Annotated in this window: 28 protein-coding genes; 6 read left to right on the top strand and 22 right to left on the bottom strand. The window is 38.5% G+C overall.

Features of this window, described 5'->3' with window-relative positions; all coding sequences use genetic code 11:
* From F3G69_RS09335 to F3G69_RS08505, 6 genes are all read right to left on the bottom strand, one after another.
* On the bottom strand, window positions 1–889 hold an 889-nt coding region (locus F3G69_RS09335; RefSeq protein WP_188115355.1), incomplete at its 3' end, for a hypothetical protein.
* Window positions 858–2,234, bottom strand: coding sequence for an MBOAT family O-acyltransferase (locus F3G69_RS08485; RefSeq protein WP_103600091.1), 1,377 nt, complete (start codon window positions 2,232–2,234; stop codon window positions 858–860). The genes F3G69_RS08485 and F3G69_RS09335, both read right to left, overlap by 32 nt.
* A 9-nt stretch (window positions 2,235–2,243) precedes the next feature.
* Window positions 2,244–2,867 (bottom strand): tetratricopeptide repeat protein, encoded by a 624-nt coding sequence (locus F3G69_RS08490; RefSeq protein WP_149714986.1) that lies wholly within the window; start codon window positions 2,865–2,867, stop codon window positions 2,244–2,246.
* Window positions 2,868–3,521, bottom strand: a complete 654-nt coding sequence (locus F3G69_RS08495) for a tetratricopeptide repeat protein (RefSeq protein WP_149714987.1) — start codon at window positions 3,519–3,521, stop codon at window positions 2,868–2,870. It lies immediately after the preceding gene.
* Window positions 3,522–3,531: 10 nt separating this feature from the next.
* Entirely contained in the window at window positions 3,532–4,872 is a 1,341-nt protein-coding gene (locus F3G69_RS08500; protein WP_149714988.1) for a dihydrolipoyl dehydrogenase family protein, read from the bottom strand.
* A gap of 2 nt (window positions 4,873–4,874) precedes the next feature.
* Window positions 4,875–5,195, bottom strand: a complete 321-nt coding sequence (locus F3G69_RS08505; protein WP_087585814.1) for a type II secretion system protein — start codon at window positions 5,193–5,195, stop codon at window positions 4,875–4,877.
* A 77-nt stretch (window positions 5,196–5,272) separates the two neighbouring features.
* Here F3G69_RS08505 and F3G69_RS08515 point away from each other — a divergent pair, with 77 nt between their 5' ends.
* Window positions 5,273–5,824, top strand: coding sequence for a tetratricopeptide repeat protein (locus F3G69_RS08515; protein WP_149714989.1), 552 nt, complete (start codon window positions 5,273–5,275; stop codon window positions 5,822–5,824).
* A gap of 24 nt (window positions 5,825–5,848) precedes the next feature.
* Here F3G69_RS08515 and prfB read toward each other — a convergent pair whose 3' ends face one another.
* Window positions 5,849–6,949, bottom strand: coding sequence for a peptide chain release factor 2 (gene prfB, locus F3G69_RS08520; protein ID WP_103600097.1), 1,101 nt, complete (start codon window positions 6,947–6,949; stop codon window positions 5,849–5,851).
* Window positions 6,950–7,069: 120 nt separating this feature from the next.
* Here prfB and panC point away from each other — a divergent pair, with 120 nt between their 5' ends.
* Genes panC through tilS form a run of 3 tightly spaced genes read left to right on the top strand, consistent with a single transcriptional unit; the run spans window position 7,070 to window position 10,190 of the window.
* Complete coding sequence (gene panC, locus F3G69_RS08525) at window positions 7,070–7,891, top strand: pantoate--beta-alanine ligase (protein WP_103600098.1); 822 nt, start codon at window positions 7,070–7,072, stop codon at window positions 7,889–7,891.
* Window positions 7,892–7,893: 2 nt separating this feature from the next.
* A complete protein-coding gene (gene rimO / locus F3G69_RS08530; RefSeq protein WP_103600099.1) occupies window positions 7,894–9,204 on the top strand; it encodes a 30S ribosomal protein S12 methylthiotransferase RimO in 1,311 nt (436 codons plus the stop codon).
* Entirely contained in the window at window positions 9,201–10,190 is a 990-nt protein-coding gene (tilS, locus tag F3G69_RS08535; protein WP_103600100.1) for a tRNA lysidine(34) synthetase TilS, read from the top strand. Before rimO ends, tilS begins: the two co-directional genes overlap by 4 nt.
* 47 nt (window positions 10,191–10,237) lie before the next feature.
* Here tilS and F3G69_RS08540 read toward each other — a convergent pair whose 3' ends face one another.
* Complete coding sequence (locus tag F3G69_RS08540) at window positions 10,238–11,164, bottom strand: ribose-phosphate pyrophosphokinase (RefSeq protein ID WP_021090753.1); 927 nt, start codon at window positions 11,162–11,164, stop codon at window positions 10,238–10,240.
* Between the two features lie 227 nt (window positions 11,165–11,391).
* On the opposite strand from F3G69_RS08540, the gene F3G69_RS08545 reads away from it, so the two are divergent.
* Complete coding sequence (locus F3G69_RS08545) at window positions 11,392–11,751, top strand: DUF488 domain-containing protein (RefSeq protein ID WP_149714990.1); 360 nt, start codon at window positions 11,392–11,394, stop codon at window positions 11,749–11,751.
* Between the two features lie 5 nt (window positions 11,752–11,756).
* On the opposite strand, the gene F3G69_RS08550 is transcribed toward F3G69_RS08545, so the two are convergent.
* From F3G69_RS08550 to gmhB, 14 genes are all read right to left on the bottom strand, one after another.
* On the bottom strand, window positions 11,757–12,584 hold the full coding sequence (locus F3G69_RS08550; RefSeq protein WP_149714991.1) for a pyridoxamine kinase: 828 nt from the start codon (window positions 12,582–12,584) through the stop codon (window positions 11,757–11,759).
* Window positions 12,585–13,451: a radical SAM protein gene (locus F3G69_RS08555; RefSeq protein ID WP_103600142.1), complete on the bottom strand. Its 867-nt coding sequence runs from the start codon at window positions 13,449–13,451 to the stop codon at window positions 12,585–12,587.
* Window positions 13,452–13,497: 46 nt separating this feature from the next.
* Window positions 13,498–14,520, bottom strand: a complete 1,023-nt coding sequence (gene hemE / locus F3G69_RS08560; RefSeq protein ID WP_103600102.1) for a uroporphyrinogen decarboxylase — start codon at window positions 14,518–14,520, stop codon at window positions 13,498–13,500.
* 92 nt (window positions 14,521–14,612) lie between these two features.
* The gene (locus tag F3G69_RS08565) at window positions 14,613–15,119 is read right to left on the bottom strand and encodes a YqhA family protein (RefSeq protein ID WP_002939835.1); all 507 of its coding nucleotides are present in this window, start codon (window positions 15,117–15,119) and stop codon (window positions 14,613–14,615) included.
* A 92-nt stretch (window positions 15,120–15,211) separates the two neighbouring features.
* The gene (locus F3G69_RS08570) at window positions 15,212–16,237 is read right to left on the bottom strand and encodes an aspartate-semialdehyde dehydrogenase (RefSeq protein ID WP_021090917.1); all 1,026 of its coding nucleotides are present in this window, start codon (window positions 16,235–16,237) and stop codon (window positions 15,212–15,214) included.
* Window positions 16,238–16,285: 48 nt separating this feature from the next.
* Complete coding sequence (locus F3G69_RS08575) at window positions 16,286–17,440, bottom strand: sigma-54-dependent transcriptional regulator (RefSeq protein WP_149714992.1); 1,155 nt, start codon at window positions 17,438–17,440, stop codon at window positions 16,286–16,288.
* Window positions 17,441–17,451: 11 nt separating this feature from the next.
* Window positions 17,452–17,844 (bottom strand): hypothetical protein, encoded by a 393-nt coding sequence (locus F3G69_RS08580; RefSeq protein WP_103600104.1) that lies wholly within the window; start codon window positions 17,842–17,844, stop codon window positions 17,452–17,454.
* Window positions 17,820–18,320 carry an LPP20 family lipoprotein gene (locus F3G69_RS08585; RefSeq protein WP_103600105.1) on the bottom strand — a complete coding sequence of 167 codons (501 nt, stop codon included), beginning with the start codon at window positions 18,318–18,320 and terminating at the stop codon, window positions 17,820–17,822. The genes F3G69_RS08580 and F3G69_RS08585 overlap by 25 nt, the downstream gene beginning before the upstream one ends.
* A 44-nt stretch (window positions 18,321–18,364) precedes the next feature.
* The gene (gyrA, locus tag F3G69_RS08590) at window positions 18,365–20,986 is read right to left on the bottom strand and encodes a DNA gyrase subunit A (protein WP_149714993.1); all 2,622 of its coding nucleotides are present in this window, start codon (window positions 20,984–20,986) and stop codon (window positions 18,365–18,367) included.
* Window positions 20,987–21,084: 98 nt separating this feature from the next.
* Complete coding sequence (locus F3G69_RS08595) at window positions 21,085–21,480, bottom strand: SseB family protein (protein ID WP_149715016.1); 396 nt, start codon at window positions 21,478–21,480, stop codon at window positions 21,085–21,087.
* Between the two features lies 1 nt (window position 21,481).
* Window positions 21,482–22,051 (bottom strand): D-sedoheptulose 7-phosphate isomerase, encoded by a 570-nt coding sequence (gene gmhA / locus F3G69_RS08600; protein WP_107858667.1) that lies wholly within the window; start codon window positions 22,049–22,051, stop codon window positions 21,482–21,484.
* Window positions 22,026–23,444, bottom strand: a complete 1,419-nt coding sequence (gene rfaE1 / locus F3G69_RS08605) for a D-glycero-beta-D-manno-heptose-7-phosphate kinase (RefSeq protein WP_103644429.1) — start codon at window positions 23,442–23,444, stop codon at window positions 22,026–22,028. The genes gmhA and rfaE1 overlap by 26 nt, the downstream gene beginning before the upstream one ends.
* Entirely contained in the window at window positions 23,437–24,426 is a 990-nt protein-coding gene (gene rfaD, locus F3G69_RS08610; RefSeq protein WP_149714994.1) for an ADP-glyceromanno-heptose 6-epimerase, read from the bottom strand. The genes rfaE1 and rfaD overlap by 8 nt, the downstream gene beginning before the upstream one ends.
* Window positions 24,423–24,938, bottom strand: coding sequence for a D-glycero-beta-D-manno-heptose 1,7-bisphosphate 7-phosphatase (gmhB, locus tag F3G69_RS08615; protein ID WP_149714995.1), 516 nt, complete (start codon window positions 24,936–24,938; stop codon window positions 24,423–24,425). Before gmhB ends, rfaD begins: the two co-directional genes overlap by 4 nt.
* A gap of 91 nt (window positions 24,939–25,029) precedes the next feature.
* Between gmhB and F3G69_RS08620 the strand changes: the two genes are divergently transcribed.
* A complete protein-coding gene (locus F3G69_RS08620) occupies window positions 25,030–25,332 on the top strand; it encodes a c-type cytochrome (protein WP_072594134.1) in 303 nt (100 codons plus the stop codon).
* Window positions 25,333–25,455: the final 123 nt, after the last annotated feature.

Here is a 25,455-nt window from a genome sequence, read left to right on the forward strand (position 1 = left end):
GTCTCATTCCATCAAACATTGGTTCAAGTAAAATAATTACTTTCATGCCGTTTTTAACCAGTGGATCTATTATATAATTTTGCATGTATTTTAATGTGTTTAAATTCAGCTCTTTTAATTCAATAACCTTGCCATAATTCTCTCTCGGTATTGTATTTGCAAAAAGTATATTATCACCATTGCTACATTTTGCAACAATAATCTTTTTGTCTTTTGTAAAATTTGAATTTACTTCACTTGTGTTAATTAGCTCGCAATCACTATTTGCTTCAATATTAAAGAAATTTTCTACACTAAAATTATTTACATTGGTTGCAGTCTTTGGTGTAAATTTACCATAAGTCATAATTACTCTATTATAGATAGCTTCAGAGTATCTTAAAAATAAATGCAAGCTTGCTAAATAATCTGGCAGTGTTTTTAAAAACGTTATCTTATTTGTGCCAAAATTTGCCATTAGTTCATCAGTGGTATAAATTTTGATATCTCTCTCAATATAATCTTTAAAAAGATCGCTAACTCTTATACTAATAACAACCTCTTTTGCACCAACTTTTTTAATAGCATTTACAATAAAAGGATAGTCACCTATAAAATTTCCAGAAACGCCAAAATTATAAATACCAATATTATTTTCTTTAAAAATGTTTGTTGAAATATGATTAAACGTCCTACTGCTTCCAACAAAAACGATATCCTTTTGTTTTTCGCTATTTATCTTAAAGTGCTCCGCTTTTGAAATTTTATTATCAACGAAATTTGTCTTACTTGTTCTACTTTCTGCAAAAACATAAAGTACAACATCAAGCCCAACCATAGCAAATACTACCAAAAACAGGCATAGAAATATTTTTTTTTTAAAATCTAAAGTATAAAAATTCGCTCGCATTATTAAGCCTAATTGCTAAGATTGATATAAACAAAAAGAAAGATGTTGCAAAAATTTGCCAGATAGAAAATTTAAATTTCTTATCAAATGCTATTTGCATAGAGTTTTTAAAAAGCAAAACGACCAAAAAAGCTAAAACGATAAAAAGTATCTCAAGATAGTTAACGTCTATCTTAAACTCACCAAAAAACATTCCTCGGATCACTCTCATAGCATCTTTAAAGCTTTTTGCCCTAAAAAATATCCATGTAAAATTTACGAAGTTAAAGGTGATGATCCAAGCAATGATTTTATTTAATTTAAAATTTAACTTTTGCCAACATCTGTGAATAACAATAGCAACACCATGTAAAGCACCCCAAACAACAAATGTCCAAGCAGCTCCATGCCAAAGACCGCCTATCAAAAATACCAAAAACAAATTTAGATAGGTACGGCTCTGCCCCCCCCTATTTCCTCCAAGTGGGATATAGATGTAGTCTCTTAAAAAACGTGATAGTGTAATGTGCCACCTATGCCAAAAATCCTGAATATTTAAAGCCTTATACGGGGAGTTAAAATTTATGGGAAGCCTTATGTTAAAAAGTAGCGCAAGACCTATCGCCATATCACAATAACCACTAAAATCAAAATAAAGTTGAAAGGTATATGAAAGTGACGTCGCCCATGCTTGCAGAAAAGTCAAATTTCCTTCCACATCAAATCCAGCATTTGCAAAAATCGAAAAAATATCAGCAACCACACTCTTCTTAAATAGCCCCATGCTAAAAACAAAAAGCCCAAGAGCTATAAATTTATAGTTTTTTATAAGATTAAATTTATTTGCAAACTGAGGCATCATTTCTTTGTGATGCACTATCGGACCAGCAATAAGCTGTGGAAAAAATGTTATAAAAAGGCAGTAGTTTAAAAAACTATTCTCTTTTGTCTGCTTGTTATAACTATCCACTAGATATGCTATTTGCTGAAATGTGACAAAACTAAGTGCTAGCGGCAAAGCGATATGAAGTAGACTTAAATTTGTATTTGCTATAGCGTTTAAATTTGAAATTAAAAAATCAGCATATTTAAAATATCCAAGTAAAGCGAGGTTGCAAACTATACCAAAAATCAAAATAGCTTTACTCTGATGTTTTGCAAGAAATTTTGAAACAAGGAAGTTAAAAACGATACCTCCTAACAAAATCGGCAGATAATAAACACTCCAATAAGCATAAAAAAATAAACTAGCACTTACCAAAAAAGCTTTTGCAAGATTGCTTAGTCTCTTTTTATTTAGAAAAAAATATACAAAAAATACAAGTGGTAAAAATACAAATATAAAGGCATATGAGTTAAAAAGCAATTTTATCCCTTATTTTCTATCCACACATTTGCCAAGTTGGCAGGCTCTTTTGTAAAGTGCGTCTGCCTTTGCTTCATTGCCGCTTAGCTTTGCAAGCAAAAAGCATGACTGAGCATACTCAAGCTCGCAACTCTTTGCCAAAAGCCTTAGCACTCTAGCCTCGGCCTTAGTTCTATCTATCTTATGAGTCTTTAAATTTTCACTTTCGATGTAGGATTTTAGCCCCATAGCCTCATTATAGCAGCCAACACCATCGCCACTATCACAAGCTAGTTTATAAAGTTTTAGAGCTTTTTCCATATCTTTTTGCTCATCAATCAGCCCTTGCTCATAAATTTGACCCAAATTTGAACAAGCCGTTGCAAGCCCAGCATTGCAAGCTTTTTCGTAGTAGCCTTTTGCTTTTACAAAGTCTTTTTCGTTGCTAAAATTTACAGCTAGGTTGTTACAGTCGATGCTATTTCCACCCTCGCAGTTTTGCATCATCTTCTCTTTTTCAAGCTCAAGACGCTCTGCCCTCGCCTCTTCATCACTTTGCCAAAAGCCAAAGCTTACCATCTTTTGCCAAGACCAGCAACCACTAAGTATAAAGCCCATAGCCAAAATAAGACCAAAATTTAAGACCTTTTTCACTTACATTCCTAGCTTTGTGCCTAGTCTTTTCATCTGTGGGCATGCCTTGCTTAGGCCACGAAAGCAAGCGACTTTATAAATTCCATAAGCCCTTTTTTCATCTTTATTGACACCAAGACCAAGCTCATACATCGCTCCGATATTGGCACAACTTGGCAAATCGCCAGCATTGCATGCATTTGTATAAGCTTCCATCGCCAAATAATAATCTCGCTTAACGATCTCGCCTTTTCTATAAGCATTGCCTAAATGATAGCAAGCTTGCATGCCTCCACCATTGCAACTTTCTTTATAAATCGAAATTGCCTTTTTTGGATTTTTTTTAACTCCAAGTCCAAGCTCATAAAGAGTGCCCAAATTTGCACAACCGACTTGCACCTTAGCATCGCAAGCTTTTTTATAATTTGTTAAAGCATTTTCATATTCTTTTAAAAGCTCGTAATTTACACCCAAATCGTTGCAAGCTTCCGCATCGCCTTCTTCGCATTTTGGTATTAAAATTTCGATCGCATTTCTTGAAATTTGCTCTTTATTTTGCACTATTTTTTCATCCTTTGGTTGCTGCCACGAATCATCTTGTTTTTGTCCTACACCAATCACATTTAAGCAGCCAGTGAAAAATAAAGCCGATAAAAGCAATAAATATTTTTTCATTCTTTTCCTTTTAAAATTGTCCAAACAAGTCATTTAGTGCTTCACTGATACTTGGATGAGTGAAAATTTGATTTTTAAAGAAATTTGCATTTGCTTTTAAATTCATTGCAATTGCGATTTCATTTATCAGCTCATTTGCATAGATGCAGTGAAAGCTAGCACCCAAAATTTCGCCGCTTTGTGCATCAACGATAGCTTTTAGCATACCTACATCGTGATTTAGGACTTTTGCGCCTGGTACTGTTGCCATGCTAAGCTTTAGCTCTTTAAAATTTAGCCCAAATTTACTAGCCTCTTTTGCATTTACTCCAACTCTTGCTAGTGGAGTGTCGGTAAATAGCACATTTGCGTGAATGCTTCTATTTTTAGTATTTCTCTTTTTATCACCAAAAATTTGTGAATAAACTATCCTAAAATCATCTAAGCTCGTATAAGTAAAAAGCTCTCCGCCGCGCACGTCGCCTACCGCATAGATGTTTGGCACATTTGTTTGAAGATTTTCATTTGTCTTTATAAAACCTTTTTCATTTAGCTCAGCTCCAGCAGCTTTTAAATTTAAATCATCTACATTTGCCACTCTGCCAAGCGCGATCAAAAATGCATCAGCTCTAAGGCATCTTTGCTCGCCATTTTGCTTGAAATTTAATATATTTTCTTTAATGCACTCTATCTCGCAACCCTCTAAAATTTCAACGCCCTGGACTCTAAGAGCTTCTTTTACGCTATTAGCTATATCATCATCTTCGTTTTTAAGTAGTTTTGAACGCCCTATAATAGTCACTTTTGAGCCAAAATTTGCAAACATTGATGCAAACTCTATACCGATAAAACCACTACCGATAATGACAAAATGCTTTGGTAAATTTTTTAGATCAAGCAAAGTTTGGCTTGAAAATACATTTGAGTTTACAACCTCAAAAGGAGTATCTGCCTCTTTTGAGCCGCTATTTATGATGATAAAGTCGCCCTCTATTATCTTTTTCTCACCACTTGGCGTTGTTACAAGTACGCTATTTTCACTAGCAAATGAGCCAACACCATCGATCACATCAATATTTTCTTTATCATTTAGCATTGCATAGTTTTTAGCATTCAAAGCTGAGATTAGTTTATTTTTATTTTCCACACTAAGTGTGTAATATTCGCTTTCAACGCTATTATTTACAAATTTTGCCTCTTTAGCGGCTGTTATTAGACGTTTGGTTGGTATGCAGCCAACATTTATGCAAGTGCCTCCATACATCTTTGGCGATCTCTCTACAAGAGCTACTTTTTTGCCAAGTGCGGCAGCTTTAACCGCTAGCGTTTTGCCAGCTTTTCCAAAACCAATAATTACAATATCATATTTCATTTTCAGTCCCTTATCTTTCCCATTAAATAATAAGTTGTTTCATTTATCTTTTTTAGCTCCATTTTATATTTATTAGCCCAGTTTTTTATGATTTCATCAACTCGCTCTTTTATTTCATTAACGGTAGCTACATTTTTTATCTTTAGTCTATCTTCACTTCCACTCATCGCCACAAAACAAAGGTGCGGCTTTAAATGGTCATTTAGTTCAATTATGCTCTTTGGCAAAAGACCATCAGTATTGTTTAAAATTCTACACATTTGAGCAGTGGTCGTTTCATTGACGTTATAGCCAAGCTGGATTAAAAGTGCATTATGATCCATATCGTTCCTTTTGCTTAAAATTTGCGGGCATTATAAGATAAAATTGGATAAAATCGCCTAAATTTTTAAGGACAAATATGAAAAAATTTATCATTTTTGTGTTTAGTGTTTTGCTATTTTGGGGATGTTCGTTAGATCAAATTTCACAAAATTTTGGCCTTAGTGAGCCACCACTTGATCCTGAAGTCGAGCAGATCGCAGACGCCATCTATCTATACAATGAAGGCAACTATCCAAAAGCTTGCAAGAGATTTTACGACTACGCAAAAGATGGAAATGTCCTAGCCATGCAGCAAACTGGCGTTTGTTTTCGTGATGGCAAAGGCTTTAGCAAAGATATCTTAAGAGCACTTTTTTGGTTTGAAACAGCTGGCAGATACGGCAATATAGACGGACTAAGAAGTGCTGGATATATCTACGAGTACGGCCTTGGGGTCAATAAAAATTTAGAAAAAGCGATATATTTTTACGAAAAAGCTGTAAGTCTTGGCTCAAGCGAGGCCAGCTATGATCTAGGGCTTATCTACCTAGGTAAAAATGACTACAAGAAAGCAAGAATTTATCTTGATGAGGCTTGCTTTAAAGGCAAAGAAGAAGCTTGCACAAAGCTAAAAGAGATGAAATTTTAGCTCTCATCTCTTTTTATAAATTTACTACGCGTCCGCCTTTTGAGCGATCAAGACGCCCTCTATCATCTTTTTGATATCCCCATCAAGTATCGCATCGGTTTGTGAATATGCCTCGCCACTGCGGTTGTCTTTTACTTGCTGATACGGGAAAAGTACGTATGATCTTATCTGATGACCCCAGCCGATCTCGCTCTTTTCGACGCTGTTGCTCGCTTCTTGTTGTTTCATTAGCTCAAGCTCGTAAAGACGAGATTTTAACATTTTCATCGCTGTGGCTCTGTTTTTATGCTGACTGCGGTCATTTTGACACTGCACGACGATGCCAGTTGGTATATGCGTGATACGGATGGCTGATTCTGTTTTATTTACGTGCTGACCGCCTGCACCACTAGCTCTATAAGTATCTATCTTTAGATCTTTTTCCTCGATCTCGATCTCTATGTCATCATCTATCTCAGGGCTTACCATAACACTTGAAAAGCTTGTATGACGGCGTCCTGCACTATCAAATGGGCTTGTGCGAACGAGCCTGTGGATACCATTTTCTGCTTTAAAGTACCCATAGGCATTTTCACCTTTTACAATAAAACTCACATCCTTTAGTCCAGCTTCATCACCTTCTTGAAAGTCAAGAGTCTCGACCTTAAAGCCCTCACGCTCGCAAAATCTAAGATACATCCTATAAAGCATACTCGCCCAGTCGTTACTCTCAGTGCCACCAGCTCCAGGATGGATCGATACGATCGCATTTTTGCCATCATCTTCGCCACTTAAAAGCATAGAAATTTCAAGATTTACTATCTTTTCATCTAAATTTTTAGCGTCATCAAAAAGAGAATTTATAGTCTCTTCGTCATTTTCAGAATTTGCTAGCTCAAAAAGCTCCTTTGCATCACTTACTGCCTGATTAGCGTCGTTAAATTTTGCAAGCATATTTGAAATTTTTGTCTTTTCTTTATTTAGCGCCCCAGCTCTTGCGATATCTTGCCAAAAGCTAGGGTCCTGCTCAGTAGCTTCGATCTCTTTTAGTCTAGCCTTGATCTCTTCAGGCTTTACGATAGAGCCTATATTTTCAACTTTTGTTTGTAGCTTCTTTAAAAGCTCGTTGTATTCGTAACTATCCAAGTTTTTCTCCAAAAATTTTTGCCGATTTTAGCCAAAAGTTGCTTACATTTTTAAATTTACGCCCTTTTAATCCTTTTTTGTTACAATGCCAAGTTAAAATTTCAAATAAAAAGAGTCAAAATGCAAATCATAAGAACTATAAAAGAACTTGAAAATTTCGTCTCTAGCACAAGCGCAAAGATCGGTTTTGTGCCAACCATGGGCGCACTTCATGACGGACATGTTAGCCTTATTAAAAAATGCGTGAGCGAAAATGAGATAAGTATCGTCTCAACATTCGTTAATCCAACTCAATTTTTACCAGGCGAAGATCTGGACAAATACCCAAGAAACGAACAAAACGACATTAAAATTTGTGAGCAAAATGGCGTTAGCGCTATTTTTATCCCAGATGCTAATGAACTTTACTTTGAAGATGAGCCACTCATCATTGCTCCAAAAAAATTTTCAGCTATCTTAGAGGGCAAAACTAGACCTGGACACTTTGATGGCGTCTTAAGGGTGCTAAACAAGCTATTTCGCCTAACTCGTGCAAATAGCGTTTACATGGGCAAAAAAGACACACAACAACTAATCATAGTACAAAACATGATAAAGACATTTTTTATAAATGCCAGCCTAGTGGCTTGTGATATCGTTAGAGAGCCAGATGGACTTGCACTTTCAAGTAGAAACGTCTATATCTGCGACGAAGATAAATGTAATGCTCTAAGGCTTTCAAGATCGCTAAATAAAGCACAAAATTTGATCCAAAACGGCGAAGAGGACGCAAGCGAGATCAAAACAAAGATGCTTGAAGTGCTAGAGCCATTAAAGGTTGATTATGTCGCTATTACAGATAGAAATTTAAATGAAATTTCTAAAATAGAAAAAAACAACACCATCATTTTAATAGCCGCCTATGTTGGCAAAACTAGGCTAATAGATAATATCTGGATATAAAAATGCCAAAACTTCACTTAATTTCACTTGGCTGTAACAAAAATTTAGTTGATTCAGAAATAATGCTTGGCAGATTGCAAAACTACGATATTACGGATGATATCAGTGACGCAGACGTCATCATCGTAAATACCTGCGGCTTTATCAAATCTGCCAAAGAAGAGAGCATACAAACCATACTTGAGATGCACGAAGCTCGTAAAAATGGCTCTTTACTAGTAGTGACTGGCTGTCTTATGCAGCGCTACAAAGATGAGCTTATGAAAGAGCTACCAGAGGTTGATCTCTTCACCGGTGTGGCTGACTATGACAAGATCGATGAGATCATCTTAAAAAAGCAAAATTTATTTAGTCCAGAAACTTATCTGCAAGCAAACGAAGAGCGCGTGATAACTGGCTCAAACTACCACGCCTACATCAAAATTTCAGAGGGCTGTAACCAAAAATGCAGTTTTTGTGCGATACCGACATTTAAAGGAAAACTAAAATCACGCTCGCTTGAAAACATCGTAAATGAGGTTAAAAATCTGGTCAAAAAAGGCTACTACGACTTTAGCTTTTTATCTCAGGACTCGAGCTCATATATGCGAGATCAAGGCGTTAGCGACGGGCTTATAAATTTAATAGACGAGATAGAAAAGATAAAGGGCGTAAGGAGTGCCAGGATACTTTATCTCTATCCAAGCACGACTAGCAAGGAGTTAATTGAGCGTATCATAGCCTCGCCTATCTTTCACAACTACTTTGACATGCCGATCCAGCACATCAGTGAAGACATGCTAAAGATAATGAAGCGTGGAAGTGGCGCTAAAAAGATCAAAGAGCTTTTAAATTTAATGAGAAATGCCGAGAATTCATTCTTACGAACTGGCGTCATCGTGGGTCATCCAGGAGAGAGCGAGGAGGATTTTGAGGAGCTTTGCGAATTTTTAGAAGAGTTTAAATTTGATAGAATTTCAGCCTTTGCCTACTCAAAAGAAGAAGACACAGCATCTTTTGAAATGGAGCAAATCCCAGCTAAGATCATTTCAAAAAGACTAAACAAGATAGAAAAGATCACCAAAAAATCGATAAATGAGAGCTTGCAAAAAGAGATTGGCAAGCAAATTTATGCTTCTCTTGAGGGCGAAAGTAGCGAGAGTGAGATGTTTTACGCAGCCAAAAAAGATATCTGGGACAAAGATATAGACGGCGAGATTTTAATAAACGAGAGCGATGTAAAAGAGCTTGAGATAGGCTCGCTTTATCTTTGCGAAGCAAGCGACTTGGTCGATCAAAAACTAATCGCTAAAATCATCAAAAAAGCAAAATGATAAGCCAAAATGTGCAAGAAAAGTTAAACTCAGGTGCAAACCTACTAGCCTTCTCGCACGGCATAGACAGCACCGCACTTTTTTACATTTTAGACGAAGCTGGGATCAAATTTGATTTAGCGATGGTTGATTACAATGTTCGAGAGCAAAGCAAAAACGAAATAAAAAGTGCAAAAGAACTCGCAGATAAATTTGGTAAAAAAATTTATACTAAAAGCGTTTTTTTAGATAATTCAAATTTTGAAAAAAACGCGCGCGAGGCAAGATATGAGTTTTTTGGAGAAATTTGCCAAAAATTTGGCTATGAAAATTTGGTCCTAGCTCATCAGTTTGACGATAGATTTGAGTGGTTTTTGATGCAGCTTAGTAAGGGTGCTGGACTAAAAGAGCTCTTTGGCATGAGCGAGCTTGAAAAGAGAAAGCACTTCTGGCTAGTTAGGCCGCTTTTAAATTTACGTAAAAAAGAGCTTCAAAGCTATCTTGACGAGAGAAATTTACGCTATTTTATCGATGAGACAAATTTAAAAGGTGAGTTTAAAAGAAGCTTCATGAGGCTAAATTTTAGTGAGCCATTTTTGGATAGATATTTTAGTGGCGTACAAAAGAGCTTTGAGTTTTTAGAAGCCGATAGACAAATTTTAATGCCAAATATCACAAAAATAAGTGACGAAATTTTTATCATAAAAAATGATAGTAATGCGATACGAGGCGTTGATATGGCAGCAAAAGAGCTAAATGTGCTTCTAAGCAAAGCGCAAAAAGAAGAGCTAAGCGCAAATTTAGCAAAGCAAACAAGCGTGGTACTAAGTGGCAAGATAGCTGTCGGATACGCAGACACTTACCTTTTAGTAACTCCATTTTGCAAAGCCATAATGCCAAAAATTTTTAAAGAGAAGGCTAGAATTTTAAAAATTCCAGCTATAAATAGAGGCTATCTTTTTGCTATAAATTTTGATTTATCAAAATTAGATTCTAATAAATATTGAAAGATTTGGCTTTTGCCTGAAACACTCAAAACAAAAGCCAAGATTAATTAAAATAAGCTATTTACGCTTTCATTGTGATATACACGGCGTATCACTTCGCCAAACAATGAAGCAGCACTTAGCACTTTTATACAAGGAAGTTCCTCTGCTAAAGGTATAGTATCTGTTACCACTAGCTCATCTAAAAAGCCCAGTTTTAACCTATCGTAAGCTGGCCCACTAAGGACTGGATGCGTGCAAAACGCCATAACGCTAGTTGCGCCACGCTCTTTAAAAATTTCAGCTGCTTTTACGATCGTACCAGCTGTATCGATCATATCATCAACCAAAATCACATCTTTACCATTTACGTCGCCGATTATATTCATTACTTCGCTTTCATTTGCTTTTTCGCGGCGTTTATCTACGATAACCATGTCAAGATTTAGATTTTTAGCCAAGGCTCTAGCACGAGCCACGCCGCCTACATCAGGGCTTGCAACGATTGGATTTGGTAAATTTTTGGCTCTTACGTAGTCATTAAAAATGATGCTTCCATAAAGGTTATCAACCGGAATATCAAAGAATCCTTGAATTTGTCCTGCGTGAAGATCCATAGTGACGACTCTATCGATACCTGCTGTTTGCATCATGTTTGCCACTAGCTTTGCAGTGATCGGCACTCTAGGAGCTGCTTTTCTATCTTGTCTAGCGTAGCCAAAATACGGCACAATCGCTGTTATAGAGCTTGCACTACTGCGTCTTAAAGCGTCAGTTAAGATAAGTAGCTCCATTAAATTTGTATTTGTCGGTGCACATGTTGGCTGAATGACAAAAACATCTTTTCCGCGTACGCTTTCGCCGATTTGTACGCTGATCTCTCCATCGCTAAATCTTTTTATACTTGCCTCGCTAAGAGGAAGTGAAAGATATTGCGAAATTTTCTTTGAAAGCTCAATATTAGCCGTTCCTGAGAAAATTTTATAGCCTCTCATAATGATAACCTTTTTAGTGATTTTTATGTTGGGATTTTATCGAAACGAGCTTTAATTTAAATTTATTATTTTCAAATCTATTTTCTAGCCCTAGTTTAATTCTTATCGCCACAATCAAAAATTTTAGCTTTGATTTTACAAACCTTAAAATTTAAACAAGTATAAAAAATATAAGATAACTAAGAATATTTTTTTATTTATAAACATTATAGGACTACAATCACAACATGTTTAAAGCTTATAGAATTTATGATTTTATCAAAGATGATAGTTTGGATATGAAGGCGGCTTTTGTTGATAGACTCTATCCAAGGGGCATAAGAAAAGAGATATTTTCAAATTTCCTTTGGTTAAAAGATATTACACCAAGCACTACTTTAAGAGAGTGGTTTCATGAAGATAGAGAAGCTAGGTTTAATGAATTTTGTGAGAAGTTTAAACTTGAGCTTGATAATGAAAAAGCACAATCTTGCTTTAAAACACTAAAAAATTTAGAAAAAGAATACGGCAACATAGCTCTTTTAACAGCTAGCAAAGATATAAATCTTTGCCATGTAGTCGTATTATCAAAACTTTTAAACAAATAAACAATTTAATTATTTGCAAGAGTGCCAAGTATCTTTTCAAACTGTACGCCATACCAAGTGCGATTTTGATCTTTTAGCGTGACTTTAATGCTACTAAGCACAAAATTTGCTGCCTTTTTTATAGCAGTTTCTATCGTTTTGTCATTTACTAGCGAGCCAAAAAGCACTGAAGCAAATATATCTCCGGTTCCACTCGTGTGAAATGGCAAAAATTCATGAAAATACTCTACTTTCTCTTTTGTCTTTGCGTCGTAAGATATGATGCCACATTCATTTTGCTTGTATCTAATACCCTTTAGCACGATCTTTCTAATTCCAAAGCTAGCCAAGCCTTCAAGCAACTCTAAAATATAATCTTGCGTATAGTCACCACCAAAAAACGGCATCCCGCACATAAAGCTTGCTTCAGTTATATTTGGCGTGATGACGTGAGCCTTTGTGCAAAGCTCACGCATTTTCATAACAAATTTTTCATCAAATCCGTGATAGAGCTTGCCATTGTCACCCATGCAAGGATCTACAAGTATTAGTGAAGTAGAGTCATTAAACTCATTAAAAATTTTCTCTATCAGCTCAAGCTGACTAAAGCTACCTAAAAATCCGGTATAAATTCCATCAAATGCGATATTTTCTTTGTGCCATACTCGTGTTATTGCGTCAAATTCATCAGTCAGATCACGAAATGTGAAATTTTTAAAGCCAGTGTGAGTCGAAAGTAGCGCAGTAGGCAATATGCACGCCTCAATGCCTTGAGCGCTAATTATCGGAAGCGCGACAGTAAGGGAACATTTGCCAACACACGAGATATCTTGTATTGTAAGGATTCTTTTCATTTATGCTCTTAGTTTATAAAATTTTACTCCAGCAACATCGGCTAGATAAACCACATCTTGTTGCAAGAATTTTGCTAGAGTTTGCTTTGAAGAGTCAGAAAAATTCTCTTCAACATTTGCAATAGTTTGCGGACGACGCCTTAGCATTTCTAGAATTTCATCTTCACTAAAGTTATACTTTTGCTCTATTTTGTGAGCTTTAGCTATATTAACCGGTACGCCACTTATCTGCTTGGCTAGCTCCTCTAGCTTTTTAGCGTCTACACCCTCTACATTATAGGCTGGTGGGCGATCTATCGTGCCAATATCCACTCGGTGCGGAGCTATCTCATTTATCGCAGCATTGAGTGCTATAAATTCCTCTTCTTTGTCGTTAAATCCAGCCACGACCAAAATTTCAAGCACAAGCTCGCCATTAAATTCCTTGCGAAATTTAGCCATAGCCTTTATAAGTTCATTTACTTCTATGCCGCTTTTGTTGCGGTCTATCTTTTTAAATGTGCTTTGCACCGCACTATCAAGGCTAAATTTCACTATATCAAGCCCATGTAGCGTTTCACAAATTTTTGGGTCACACACGCCTGAGCCATTACTCAAAATAAGTGTTTTTGCGCTACCTTTTAGCTCATTTACTTTTGCTATCAGCTCTTTTAAGTACGGGTAAAGAGTTGGTTCACCATTTGCTGTAAGCGTGATGGCGTCGATGTTTTGATGAGTTTTTAAAGCTTCTTTTAAATCGCTTATGATCTCATCGACGCTTGGCGGATTTTTTATTGTTTCAACAGTCTTTGCGCCACTTAGCTCGCAATAAACACAGTCAAAATTGCACGATTTTTGCTTTGGGCTTAGATCGATGCCTAGGCTCATGCCAAAACGGCGAGAATTTATCGGTCCAAAGACGATGCAAGGCTTATTACCTTGCACTTTTTGTCTGCACCTGTTTTATAAAATATTTTGCATTCTCAACTGGCACATCAGGCAAAATTCCATGACCAAGATTGAAAATATGCGGCACGCCTTTCATCGTGCTTAAAATTTTATCCACGCCTTCATCTATCGCCTTTTTGCTATAAAGTCTAGTTGGCTCCATATTGCCTTGAAGGACGTATCTTGGGCTAAGTTTTGCTTTGGCTAGCTCGATCGGCGTGCTCCAATCAACTCCAAAAACGTCAAATTTACCTGAAATTTTATCCAGATAGCCACTTATTCCTTTTGGAAAGACGATGACTGGGATATCTGGAAACTCAGCCTTGATGCTATCAACTATTTTGTTTATATAGCTAAATCCAAACTCAAAATAGGCCTGCTCTTCAAGTGCAGCTGCCCAGCTGTCAAAAATTTGCACGGCATTTACGCCAGCTTTTATCTGCTCTTTGACGTAAAGGATGAGCGCTTGCGTCACTTTCTCTAAGATTTGATGCAAAAATTCTGGATTTTGATAGAGTATTTTTTTGCAGACCGCATAAGTTTTACTGCCACCACCTTCTATCATATATGTAGCTATCGTCCATGGTGCGCCACAAAAGCCAATGAGTGCCTTATCTTTGGCTAAATTTTCTCTTGTAAGTTTGATCGTGTCATAGACGTATGCTAAATTTTTAGTCGATTTTTCGATACTAAGTGCATCAAGTGCGGCTTTATCACGCAAAGCCTCTGTAAAAACTGGCCCCTCGCCCTTTTCAAAGCGCAGATCCATGCCCATTTCAAGAGGCACGACAAGGATATCGCTAAATAAAATCGCCGCATCAACGCCAAGGATTTCAACTGGCTGAAGCGTGACCTCGCTAGCCTTTTTATAGTCTTTACAAAGCGATAAAAAGTCCCCTGCTTTAGCTCTTACAGCCATATATTCTGGTAGATATCTGCCAGCTTGGCGCATCATCCAAACAGGCGTGTATGGGGTCGGTTTTTTAAGGCAAGCGTCTATGAAAATCATCAAATTTCCTTTAAATTTTTAAAGGGATATTATCCAAAAATAGCTAAAGAAAAGATGTAGGAGAAATTTTAAGCGTAAAAACGCTTAAAATTTTAGTGATCTCCCTTGTGAAGGAAGTAAAGTCCAAGGCAAAGCGCTAGGATAGAAGCCGCAAGATATGCCATCTCAAGCGGAGTTGTGAAGTTTGCATGAAGCACTCTTTGGAAGAAATTTACGATTAAAACCATGACGATCACTTTGCCAAGCTTATCTTTTAGCTCATCAAGCGAATGCACTTCAAGCACCTTGCTCTGCTTTGACTGCTTTAGCTGTGTGATCTCTGAGATGAAAAGCTCGTAAATTCCGAAGCTAAATATATAAAGAACAAGCGCCATCAAGTAAAGATCAATCGCTCCAACTATCTCGCCAACGACCTCTGAGTGGAAATTTTCAACGTGAAAATCCGCAGCGAAGAAATATTTATAAACCTCTAAAAGCACCTTGCCGACATCATAACTTGCGATGATGAAAAGCACGATCGCACCTAAAAGTCCAAAGACTATTGGAAAAAGCGTGAAACTGTTGCTTGCAAGCAAAATTCTCTCGAATATTTTACGCAATAAAAACCCTTTTTGTGAAATTTAAAAAGGGGGTATTTTATAGTTTTTTCCTTAAATTTTAGGCGCAAAATCGTAATTAATTTTAGTGCAGACTACTCTTGCATCGCGATCCACTTTTGTGCGATCCTGACGGCATTTGTCGCAGCCCCTACGCGGATCTGATCGGCGCTGCACCAAAGGTGAAGCACATTAGGTCTGTAATTATCAACTCTGATCCTACCGACATAAGTCTCATTTGTATCACTTGAAATGATAGGCATCGGATACTCTTTATTTGCTGGATTATCGACTACGACGACGCTTGGAGCTTTGCTTAAAATTTCTCTTGCTGCATCCGCACTTACATCTTTGTCAAAGTGGATAGTGATAGCCTCTGAGTGACTTCTAAGTACTGGTACGCGCACACAGGTAGCGCTAACTTCTATATCTTTGTGAAGAATTTTTTGCGTCTCATTGACCATTTTCATCTCTTCTTTTGTGTAGTCATTGTCCAAAAAGACATCGATGTGAGGGATCACGTTTAGTGCTAGGCGGTGCGCAAATACCTTTGGTTCGCACTCATCAAGCTTAAACTCAAAGAATTTTTGCATCTGAACGACAAGCTCTTCCATGCCCTCTTTGCCAGCACCGCTTGCTGCTTGGTATGTAGAAACATCAACTCTATTGATACTAAAAGCGTCATTTAGTGGTTTTAAAATTTGCACCATTTGGATAGTCGAGCAGTTTGGATTTGCGATGATACCGCGGTTTTTCCACATAGCAATGTCGCTTGGATTGCACTCTGGCACAACAAGAGGGATATCTTTATCCATCCTAAAATGGCTGGTGTTATCGATGACTACTGCGCCACTATCAGCTGCAAATTTGGCAAATTTCTCTGAAACTGAGCCACCTGCGCTAAAAAATGCGATATCTATCTCATGCTCACTAAAAACCTTTTCAGTTAGCTCTTTTACCTTGTAATATTTGCCATTAAATTCGATCTCACTACCAGCACTTTTTGCACTAGCAAGCGGCAAAAGCTCTCCAACTGGGAAATCAACCTCTTCCATAACTCTAAAAAGCTCTTCGCCGACCGCTCCAGTAGCACCAACGACAGCTACGTTAAATTTTCTCATCTGCTCTCCTTATTTTTTTAATTTTCGTAATTTTACTTAAATTTATGGCTATTTTTTGCTTCTGGCTTGTAAAAATAGATCTTTTGGCAAAATTTCATCACCCTCACTTAGTATCGCTGCACGCTGTACGACTGAGATGAGCTCTCTTATGTTGCCTGGATAGTCGTAGCTCAAAAGCTCCTCTTTTGCTGCTTTTGAGAAATTTTTAGCCTCAAAGCCATACTCTTTACAGCATTTGTCCAAAGCATCCTGCGCGATAGGTAAAATTTCATCTTTTCGCTCGCGAAGTGGCGGGATGAAAAGCGGGATCGTGTTTAGGCGGTAGAAAAGATCCTCTCTAAACCTACCTTCCTTCATTGCAAGCTCTAAATTTGCGTTTGTAGCACAGATGATGCGAACATCTATCTTTTCGCTCTTTGTAGCTCCAAGTCTTGTTATCTCGCGCTCCTGCAAGGCACGAAGCAGCTTTGGTTGTAAATTTATGGGCATCTCGCCGATCTCATCTAAAAATAGCGTTCCGCCATTTGCCAGCTCAAACTGCCCTTGTTTGGTTGTGACTGCATCAGTAAATGCGCCCTTTTCAAAGCCAAAAAGCTCACTTTCTATCAAATTTTCAGGGATCGCTGCCATATTTAGAGCGATAAATGCCGCATCTTTTCTAGGTGAGTTTGCGTGGATAAATTTAGCAAAGACCTCCTTACCAACGCCACTTTCGCCACTAAGCATTATTGAAGCGTCAGTCCTTGCAGCTTTTAGTGCGATATTTAGCGTAGCTTCAAGTGCCTTTGAAGTAGCTAAAAAACCGTTATTTTCGCTTTTAGTTTCAACTTTTTTTATAGTTTTTGGAGTTTTTTGCTTAAGAAGCTCGACCCTTTTTATCGCTTCATATAGCGTTGAGACATCAAACGGCTTGGTTAAAAAGTCCTTGACGCCAAGTCTAACACTCTCGATCGCCTTGTTAAGCGTCGCATTTCCTGTCATTATGATGACGTCAAATTTGCCATTTAGCTCTTTAATAAACTCGAGTCCGTCCATCTTTGGCATGTTTATATCGGTGATGATTAGATCAGTATCGTCGCTTAGTTTTTTTAGGGCTTCAACTGCACTCTTATAGCTTTTGATGTTTAGCTCTTCATACTCGCCAAGTGCGATCTCAAGCGACTTTCGCATATTGATGTCATCTTCTACTATGACGATATTCATTTGATCTCTTTTTATTGAAGTGTGCCGATGATAGCGGATTTTGGCTTAAATTCCACCATAAATCTAACTGGCAAAATTTTCAAATTTGAAGCGTTTGTGACCTGTGCATTTTTGACATTAAGCTCATTTTTTATCATCACTTTTTTTAAGGCAAAGCAGTCAAAAATTTCATCTTTGTGTAAATTTAAAAAGCCAAGAGTTGTGGTGTTTTCATCTTTAAAAGCGTCTATCTGGCAAAGAAATTTTGGTTTTGGATTTGGCGAGAGGGTCATCGCTTTTGAAAATGAAATTTCTTCAAAGGCAACTATTTGATTTTTCGTATCAACCTTCGCCCAGAAGATAAATTCTTCCAAGCAAAAGGCGAAATTTAAAAATATAGTTAGTAAGAAAAGACTTCTCGCCACTTATCTTCGTCTATCTTAAGCTCCATATTTACCTTATAAAGCCCGTCTTTGAAATTTTCGTTCACGATCCTTGCGTTTTTGACAAGACCTTGAACCTTTGAAGTGATAGATGAGTCGTTTAGCATCGCGTCTCTTACGGTGTCTTCAGCATTGATCTTTACGCCATAAAGCTTACCAGCAAGCTGCGAATAAGCATCAGCCATCGCCGCTCTTTTTGCAAGAGTGACCGACTGAGCATAAGAGAGCGAATTTAGCGGAGCTATGCCCTCGCCTGTGGCTCTAAAAGTGGTCTCTTTTGGAGCACTATCATATATCATCTTCTCTTTTTTCATCACCTCTCTAAGATCGTCTTTATCGACCTTTTGGATGACTACATTGTGGTTTGATGTGCTAGTTGGCTCGCCCACAAAGCCATTAAATGAGCAACCGCCAAAAATAGCAACCATCAAAGCAAAAGATAAAATTTTAACCTTCATAAACAACCTTTTTTATGCTTTTATTTAAAATTTAATAGCAAAATTTATTCCAAAAGCCCCATATCTTCGTTTGGTGCTTCGTCCTCATCCTCTCCATCATCTGCCTTAGGGCATCTTGCGATACTTACAACATCATCGCCATCGACATTTACTACGATCACGCCGCTTGTATTACGTCCTGCTTTGCGGATGCTTTGCATATCAACTCTTATCATCTTGCCGCTTGATGTTAGAGCCATTAGATCTTGCTCTTCATCAACCATCACAACGCCCACTAGATCACCTGTTCTGCTTGTTAGCTTCATGCAAATGACACCTTTGCCACCGCGATTTGTCAAGCGGTACTCATCAGCGGTTGTGCGCTTACCGATACCTTTTTGAGATATGCTTAAAATTTCTTGGTCATTGCTTTCGATGACTGCAGCACCTACGACTTCATCGCCTGGCTCTTTAAATTTGATACCAGTTACGCCGCGTGCAGTTCTTCCCATTTGGCGAACCTTGCTGATCTTAAATTTAAGGCACATGCCCTTTTTAGTAACGACAAATAGCATTGTCTCATCGCTTGAGTTTGCGTCCTCTTCAGCATTTGCACTATCTTCGTCGATCTCATTTTGAAGCTCTTCTACTTCTAGCACTTCAGTCTCAACGCTTAGCTCATTTTCTGGGTCAGTGACTGGCATATCATCGTATGTTTGAGCGATGAGTGCAGTTACTAGCTCGTCGTTCTCATCAAGACTTATCGCTCTTACACCAACTGAGCGGATGTTTTTAAATTCGCTTAAATTTGTGCGTTTTACGATGCCGTTTTTAGTAAAGAACGCTAACGATTTGCTCTCGTCAAAGTCAGTCGTTGGGATGATCGCTTTGATCTTCTCATCAGGCTGCAACTGGATCAAATTTACAACTGCTTTACCCTTTGCTGTGCGGCTTCCCTCTGGGATCTTATAGACTTTTAGCCAGTAGAGCTGTCCGCGGTCAGTCACAAACATAAGCGTATCGTGGGTATTTGAAGTAAAGAAGCTCTCTATAAAGTCATCATCGTATGTAGTGACCGCTACTTTGCCCTTGCCACCGCGTTTTTGCTTCTCATACTGCTTGCTTGGCACACGCTTGATGTAGCCGCGATGAGTTATGGTTACGACCATATTTTCATTTGGTATGAGATCTTCTATGTCGATATCATCGTAGTCATCAACGATCTCAGTAACTCTTGGTACTTTAAATTTATTTTTGATCTCAAGAAGCTCTTCTTTGATCAAATTTTCAAGCAATGTCTCACTCTTTAAAATTTCATCAAGTCTTGCGATCTCAGCCATAAGCTCGGCTAGTTCGGCCTCTAGTTTTTCTCTCTCTAGGCCTGTAAGCTTGCTTAGACGCATATCAAGGATAGCGTTTGCTTGAAGCTCTGAGAGATTAAATTTACTCATCAAGCCTTCTCTAGCAACCGCCGTATCGGCACTATTTCTAATAAGCTCTATCACCTCATCTATGTTATCAAGTGCGATCTTTAGACCCTCTAAGATGTGGGCTCTTGCGCGCGCTTTTTCAAGCTCAAATATCGTTCTTCTAATGATGACTGTTTTTCTGTGATTTAAAAATAGCTTAAGTAGCTCGATAAGGTTAAAAACCTTTGGCTCTTTGTTATTAATAGCAAGCATAATAACGCCAAAAGTGCTCTCCATCGTGGTTGATTTAAAGAGATTATTTAGCACGATGTCGCTCATAGCGTCGCGTTTTAGCTCGATGACTACGCGGATGCCGTCCTTGTCAGACTCATCTCTAACCTCGCTGATGCCATCTATCTGCTTATCTTTTACAAGCTCAGCGATCTGCTCGATAAGTCTTGCTTTGTTTGTTTGATATGGTAGCTCGTCGATGACGATCACATCTTTGTTTGGCTTTTTTTCTATGTGGGTTTTGGCTCTTAGTTTGACCCTGCCACGACCTGTTCGGTAGGCCTCTATGATACCCTTTTTACCAAAGATAATACCACCAGTTGGGAAGTCTGGACCTTTTATAAATTCCATTACCTCTTCAAGTGTCGCTTCTTTATTTTCAAGAAGAAGCAAAAGACCGTCTATTAGCTCATCAAGACTATGTGGTGGGATGTTTGTCGCCATACCAACAGCGATACCGCTTGAGCCGTTTAATAATAAATTTGGCACACGGCTTGGAAGTACATCTGGCTCAATCTCTCTATCGTCGTAGTTTGGTACAAAATCAACCGTGTCTTTGTCTATATCTTTTAAAAGCTCTTCAGTAAGCATTGTCATTCTAGCTTCAGTATAACGCATCGCAGCTGCGCTGTCACCGTCAATCGAACCAAAGTTTCCTTGCCCGTCAACAACTGGATAACGCATAGAAAATTTCTGAGCCATACGAACAAGAGCGTCATAAACTGCTGTGTCGCCGTGTGGGTGGTACTTACCGATGACTTCACCAACGATACGAGCTGACTTCATATAGGCACTTCTGCTACCAACGCCAAGATTGTCCATAGCGTATAAAATTCTTCTGTGAACTGGCTTTAGTCCGTCTCTAGCGTCAGGCAAAGCACGTCCGACAATAACGCTCATGGAGTAGTCGAGATAGCTAGTTTTTATAGACTCTTCGATATCAACAGATGCGATATCTTGGGTTAATTCAAGTAGATTGTCTTTCATTTTTTTCCTTAAATTTAGCTTGGCTGATTTTAGCTTAAAATTAATAAAAACTTGCTAAATAACAAATCAGCGACTTTGGCAATAGAGTGATAAAAATTTTAGTCTAAAATTTTTACTATCTGCTCTTTTTTAAGAATAAAATCATAGCTAAAAGCATCTACAACAACACCTGCGTAACTACTCTCTTTTAGCATCGCAAGATACTCTTTTAGCCCTATCTCAATGCTCTCTTGCTCACTATCGTTTCGCCAAAGCTTCATTGCATCTTTGCTAGTAAATGCTGGAAAATAACTAAGCTTCTCGCCCTCATCTTCAAGCAGGATAAATTTGATATTTGAGCCCTCTTCTTCATAAACCACACCACCATCAGGCTTTGCTAGCGCTTGGTTTAAAAGCACCGGAGCAAAAAAACTAGCCTTTTTCAAAGCTGCTATCAAATTTATCTCATTTTTCTGGCAAGGATCATTTAAAAATTTATCCATCGCTTCTTGCATCTTAGCTCCTAAAAGCCTCATCTACGGCCTGGCAGATCGTGTGAATAAAAAATATGTGCGACTCTTGTATCCTTGCGGTATCGCTTGAGCTAACGACTAAATTTAGATCGCAGCCCTCATTCATAGCACCACCGCCTTTGCCGCTAAGCCCAAGTACCGATGTGCCCATTTTCTTGGCACTTTTTATAGCTTCAAGTACATTTTTGCTGTTGCCACTTGTTGAGATCGCCACGAGTAAGTCGCCAGACTGCGCTAAAGCCTCAAACTGACGTGAAAAGACATAGTCAAAGCCGTAGTCGTTGCCAATGGCCGTAAGTGCCGAAGTATCAGTGGTTAGCGCGATGCCAGGTAGTGGCTGGCGCTCGCTTTTATATCTGCCAGTTAGCTCGGCTGCAAAGTGCTGAGCGTCCGCTGCAGAGCCACCGTTGCCACATATCAGCACCTTTTTGCCATTTTTTAGTGTATCAGCCACCATCTGGCAAGCACGCTCCAAGTTACCTAGCAAATTTACATGCTCGCTAAAGGTCTTTTGGTGAGCCTCAAGCTCATTTTTTATCATCGTTTTTAGCATCTTTTATCCTTTTTATTATCCCTGTTGTGCTTTTGCCCTCGACAAAGTCAATCAGCCTGACCTCTTTTACGATCTCGCTGCCAACGACCTCTTTGCCCTTGTAGTCAGCCCCTTTTACAAGCACGTCAGGCTTTATCTTTGTTATTAAATTTAATGGCGTATCCTCATCAAATATCACGACATAATCGACAAACCCAAGCCCACTTAGCACGCAGGCTCTATCATCTTGCGAGTTTATAGGTCTAGCCTCGCCTTTTAGCCTCTTAACTGAAGCGTCTGAGTTTAGCCCGACAACCAAAAGATCGCCAAGCTCCCTTGCGCGCGCTAGGTATTTTACGTGCCCAGCGTGCAAGATATCAAAGCAGCCATTTGTGAAAACAACCTTTTTCTTATCCTTTTGACTCAAAATTTCTTCTAACTCTTCAACAGTTTTAAGCTTATGCTCGAAATTTGCCCCAAATGAGCTATTTAGCAGCTGCTCGATCTCGCTAAAGCTAGCCGTTGCACTACCTATCTTTGCCACTACGACGGCTGCTGCGAGGTTTGCTATCTTTATCGCCTCTTTTATGTCAGCCCCAGTTGCTAGCATGTAGCCAAGTGTGGCAAGCACCGTATCTCCAGCGCCAGTGACATCAAAGACCTCTTTTGCCTTAGCGGCAAAGATGTGCAATTTGTCATCATATAGCGCGATACCCTCTTCTGAGATTGTGATGATCGAATAGGTCAAATTTAGCTCGTCTTTTAGCTGTTTTATCGCCTTTTCAAGCTCGGCCTTGTCTTTTATCTTTAAATTTGTAGCCTCGCTCGCCTCTTTTTTATTTGGCGTTAGAAGGGTCGCGTTTTTGTATTTTGAGTAGTCACTGCCTTTTGGATCGATAAGCACTGGGATATTTAGTCTTGTGCACTCGTTTATGATCTCTTGGCAGACCTTTTCGCTAAGCACGCCCTTGCCGTAGTCGCTTAACAAGACGGCTTTAAAATTTGCAAGATTTTCTTTTACTTTTAAGATGAGCTCATCTTCTAAATTTATCTTGACAACGCTCTCTTTATCGATCCTGACAACTTGCTGGTGCGATGCCATGATACGGCTTTTTATTGAGCTTTCACGCCCTTTTTCGGTGAGTATGAACTCATCTTTTACGTTTAGCTCAGCAAGCCTCTCTTTTATCTTTTTGCCAGCCTCATCATCTCCCAAAACGCTAGCCACGCTCACGTTTGCGCCAAGTGAGAGCAAATTTCTCACCACGTTGCCAGCGCCACCAAGCGTGTAGGTTTCGTTATTTATCTTTACAACCTGCACTGGCGCTTCTGGCGAGATACGGTCGCAGCTACCCCAGATATAGTGATCTAACATGAGATCGCCGACAACTAAAATTTTAACTCTCTTAGCCATTTAGCTCTTCCTTATAAATTCTCTTTATCTCTGGTAAGTAGTCTTTTATCGCCTCTTCCAAGCTCCAAGTCGCGCTAAAGCCAAATGCTTCGCGAGCTGGGGCAACGTCGGCCTCGGTGTGAAACTGATATGAGCCGATAAATGGGTTTTTGATATATTCGTTGCCTAAGTTTACGCCGATCTCTCGCTGCAAGATGTCAGCGATATCTTGAAAGCTTCTAGCCTTGCCAGTAGCTGCATTATAGACGCCACTTGGCGCATCAAGCGCTTTTATGTTTGCGTCAATGATATCTTTTATATAGACGAAATCTCTTTTGATCTGGTCGCTACCTTCAAAAAGTCTTGGGGTCTTGTCAGCTAAAATTTGCAAGCCAAACTGAAGCACCATCGAGGCAGTTTTGTTTTTAAAAAACTCGCCCTTACCAAAGACGTTAAAATATCTTAGTCCAACCACACTCACGCCACGCTTTGCGTAAATTTTATTGATATTATCCATGCTTAGTTTGCTAAAGCCATAAACGTTATTTGGCGCTTCGCACTCGCCAACGGTTTGTGGGCTCTTTGCGTTGCCATAAGTTGCCCCAGAGCTAGCGTAGATCATCTTTGCGGCCAAACTCTCGCAGATATCGAGCAAATTTACAAAGGCATTTACATTTGTTTTTATTAGCTCGTCTTGCTCTTTTACGGTCGTATCTGAGATCGCTGCTTCGTGGTAGATGACATCTGGAGCAAAGCTCTTTATCTTCTCAAGTGTGCTCTTATCATTGATGTCGCCGGCGTAAATTTCACCCTTAAAGCCTAGTAAATTTTTAAAATGACCAAAGCTTTTTAGGTTGCCGTTGCTAAATGTCTCGTCGTTTCTAAATTTATCCACGACAAGCACGTGAGCATCTTTAAAATTTTCATCAAAATAGTGCGCCAAAGCTGAGCCGATAAAGCCAGCACCGCCAGTTATAACTATCTTTTTTCCGTTTAAATTCATAGTGATTTTTCCTTTTTTAGCTTATTTAAAACATCTCTTACATCTTTAAAATTTATGCCATCAAGCAAGAAATTTCTACCAACGCCCGCTCTTTTGCCAGCCTCGACATCGCTTGGCTTATCGCCTATCATGAGCGAGTTTTTAATATCTATGCCAAACTCATCCTTTGCATCAAGTATCATTTTTGGATTTGGTTTTCTACAAGCACAATCTGTTTCTGGAGCGTGTGGGCAAAAGTAGACTTTGGTGATGAAAATTTGCTCTTTTTTGAAAATTTCAAGCATAAATTTATTTAGAGTATCAAACTGCTCCTGTGTGTAGTAGCCCCTGCCGATGCCTGATTGATTTGTCACGACAAAGAGTTTGTAGCCAGCCCCAGCAAATTCCCTTAACGCATCAAAAATGCCATCGATAAATTTAAAGTCTTTGATCTCGTAAACATATCCAGCATCTTCGTTTATTACGCCATCTCGATCCAGAAAAAGTGCTTTAATAGGCTCATTTTTATTCATTTGGTGATTATAGCCAAAATATTTTAACTAGCTTCTTGCGAATTTACCTTTTTGTACTATAATGCACAAACTTTTTTACAAAGGATGAAAAATGAAAAAATTACTAATTGTTTCTAGCGTTGCGGCTCTACTTTCAACTGCTGCCTTTGCTGCAGATGGTGCTGCTATCTACAAAAAATGTATCGCCTGTCATGGTGCAAAAGCTGAAAAAATGTTTAATAATAAAGTTCCAGCTTTAACATCTCTTGATGCAGCAGCTATCGAAGAGGCGCTAAAGGGTTATAAAACAGGAGCAAATAAATTTGGTCTTGGCGCTATGATGAAACCAATCGCTACTCCAATGAGCGACGAAGATGCAAAAGCAGTAGCTGAATACATCCAAACTTTAAAATAATAATTAGGGGCATTCGCCCCCCCCTTTTTTTTTTAAATTTATACTAATAATTTATAAAAACAATACTAGGTGAGAATTTCTCTTTTTATATTTAAAAGTTATGAAACCTATTTTTTACTAATC

It is taken from the genome of Campylobacter concisus (assembly GCF_902460625.1).
Lineage (GTDB): Bacteria > Campylobacterota > Campylobacteria > Campylobacterales > Campylobacteraceae > Campylobacter_A > Campylobacter_A concisus_AD.

Bases quoted from the DNA above. Each gene is read 5' to 3' on its own strand.
- F3G69_RS08585 (WP_103600105.1), bottom strand. From the start codon at position 18,320: ATGAAGGTTAAAATTTTATCTTTTGCTTTGATGGTTGCTATTTTTGGC.
- gyrA (WP_149714993.1), bottom strand. From the start codon at position 20,986: ATGAAAGACAATCTACTTGAATTAACCCAAGATATCGCATCTGTTGAT.
- F3G69_RS08545 (WP_149714990.1), top strand. From the start codon at position 11,392: ATGTTTAAAGCTTATAGAATTTATGATTTTATCAAAGATGATAGTTTG.
- gmhA (WP_107858667.1), bottom strand. From the start codon at position 22,051: ATGCTAAAAACGATGATAAAAAATGAGCTTGAGGCTCACCAAAAGACC.
- F3G69_RS08515 (WP_149714989.1), top strand. From the start codon at position 5,273: ATGAAAAAATTTATCATTTTTGTGTTTAGTGTTTTGCTATTTTGGGGA.
- F3G69_RS08575 (WP_149714992.1), bottom strand. From the start codon at position 17,440: ATGAATATCGTCATAGTAGAAGATGACATCAATATGCGAAAGTCGCTT.
- F3G69_RS08555 (WP_103600142.1), bottom strand. From the start codon at position 13,451: ATGAGCCTAGGCATCGATCTAAGCCCAAAGCAAAAATCGTGCAATTTT.
- F3G69_RS08500 (WP_149714988.1), bottom strand. From the start codon at position 4,872: ATGAAATATGATATTGTAATTATTGGTTTTGGAAAAGCTGGCAAAACG.
- rfaE1 (WP_103644429.1), bottom strand. From the start codon at position 23,444: ATGGCTAAGAGAGTTAAAATTTTAGTTGTCGGCGATCTCATGTTAGAT.
- F3G69_RS08540 (WP_021090753.1), bottom strand. From the start codon at position 11,164: ATGAGAGGCTATAAAATTTTCTCAGGAACGGCTAATATTGAGCTTTCA.
- tilS (WP_103600100.1), top strand. From the start codon at position 9,201: ATGATAAGCCAAAATGTGCAAGAAAAGTTAAACTCAGGTGCAAACCTA.
- F3G69_RS08570 (WP_021090917.1), bottom strand. From the start codon at position 16,237: ATGAGAAAATTTAACGTAGCTGTCGTTGGTGCTACTGGAGCGGTCGGC.
- F3G69_RS08495 (WP_149714987.1), bottom strand. From the start codon at position 3,521: ATGAAAAAATATTTATTGCTTTTATCGGCTTTATTTTTCACTGGCTGC.
- gmhB (WP_149714995.1), bottom strand. From the start codon at position 24,938: ATGAATAAAAATGAGCCTATTAAAGCACTTTTTCTGGATCGAGATGGC.
- F3G69_RS08620 (WP_072594134.1), top strand. From the start codon at position 25,030: ATGAAAAAATTACTAATTGTTTCTAGCGTTGCGGCTCTACTTTCAACT.
- F3G69_RS08595 (WP_149715016.1), bottom strand. From the start codon at position 21,480: ATGCAAGAAGCGATGGATAAATTTTTAAATGATCCTTGCCAGAAAAAT.
- rfaD (WP_149714994.1), bottom strand. From the start codon at position 24,426: ATGAATTTAAACGGAAAAAAGATAGTTATAACTGGCGGTGCTGGCTTT.
- panC (WP_103600098.1), top strand. From the start codon at position 7,070: ATGCAAATCATAAGAACTATAAAAGAACTTGAAAATTTCGTCTCTAGC.
- rimO (WP_103600099.1), top strand. From the start codon at position 7,894: ATGCCAAAACTTCACTTAATTTCACTTGGCTGTAACAAAAATTTAGTT.
- F3G69_RS08550 (WP_149714991.1), bottom strand. From the start codon at position 12,584: ATGAAAAGAATCCTTACAATACAAGATATCTCGTGTGTTGGCAAATGT.
- hemE (WP_103600102.1), bottom strand. From the start codon at position 14,520: ATGATTTTCATAGACGCTTGCCTTAAAAAACCGACCCCATACACGCCT.
- F3G69_RS08505 (WP_087585814.1), bottom strand. From the start codon at position 5,195: ATGGATCATAATGCACTTTTAATCCAGCTTGGCTATAACGTCAATGAA.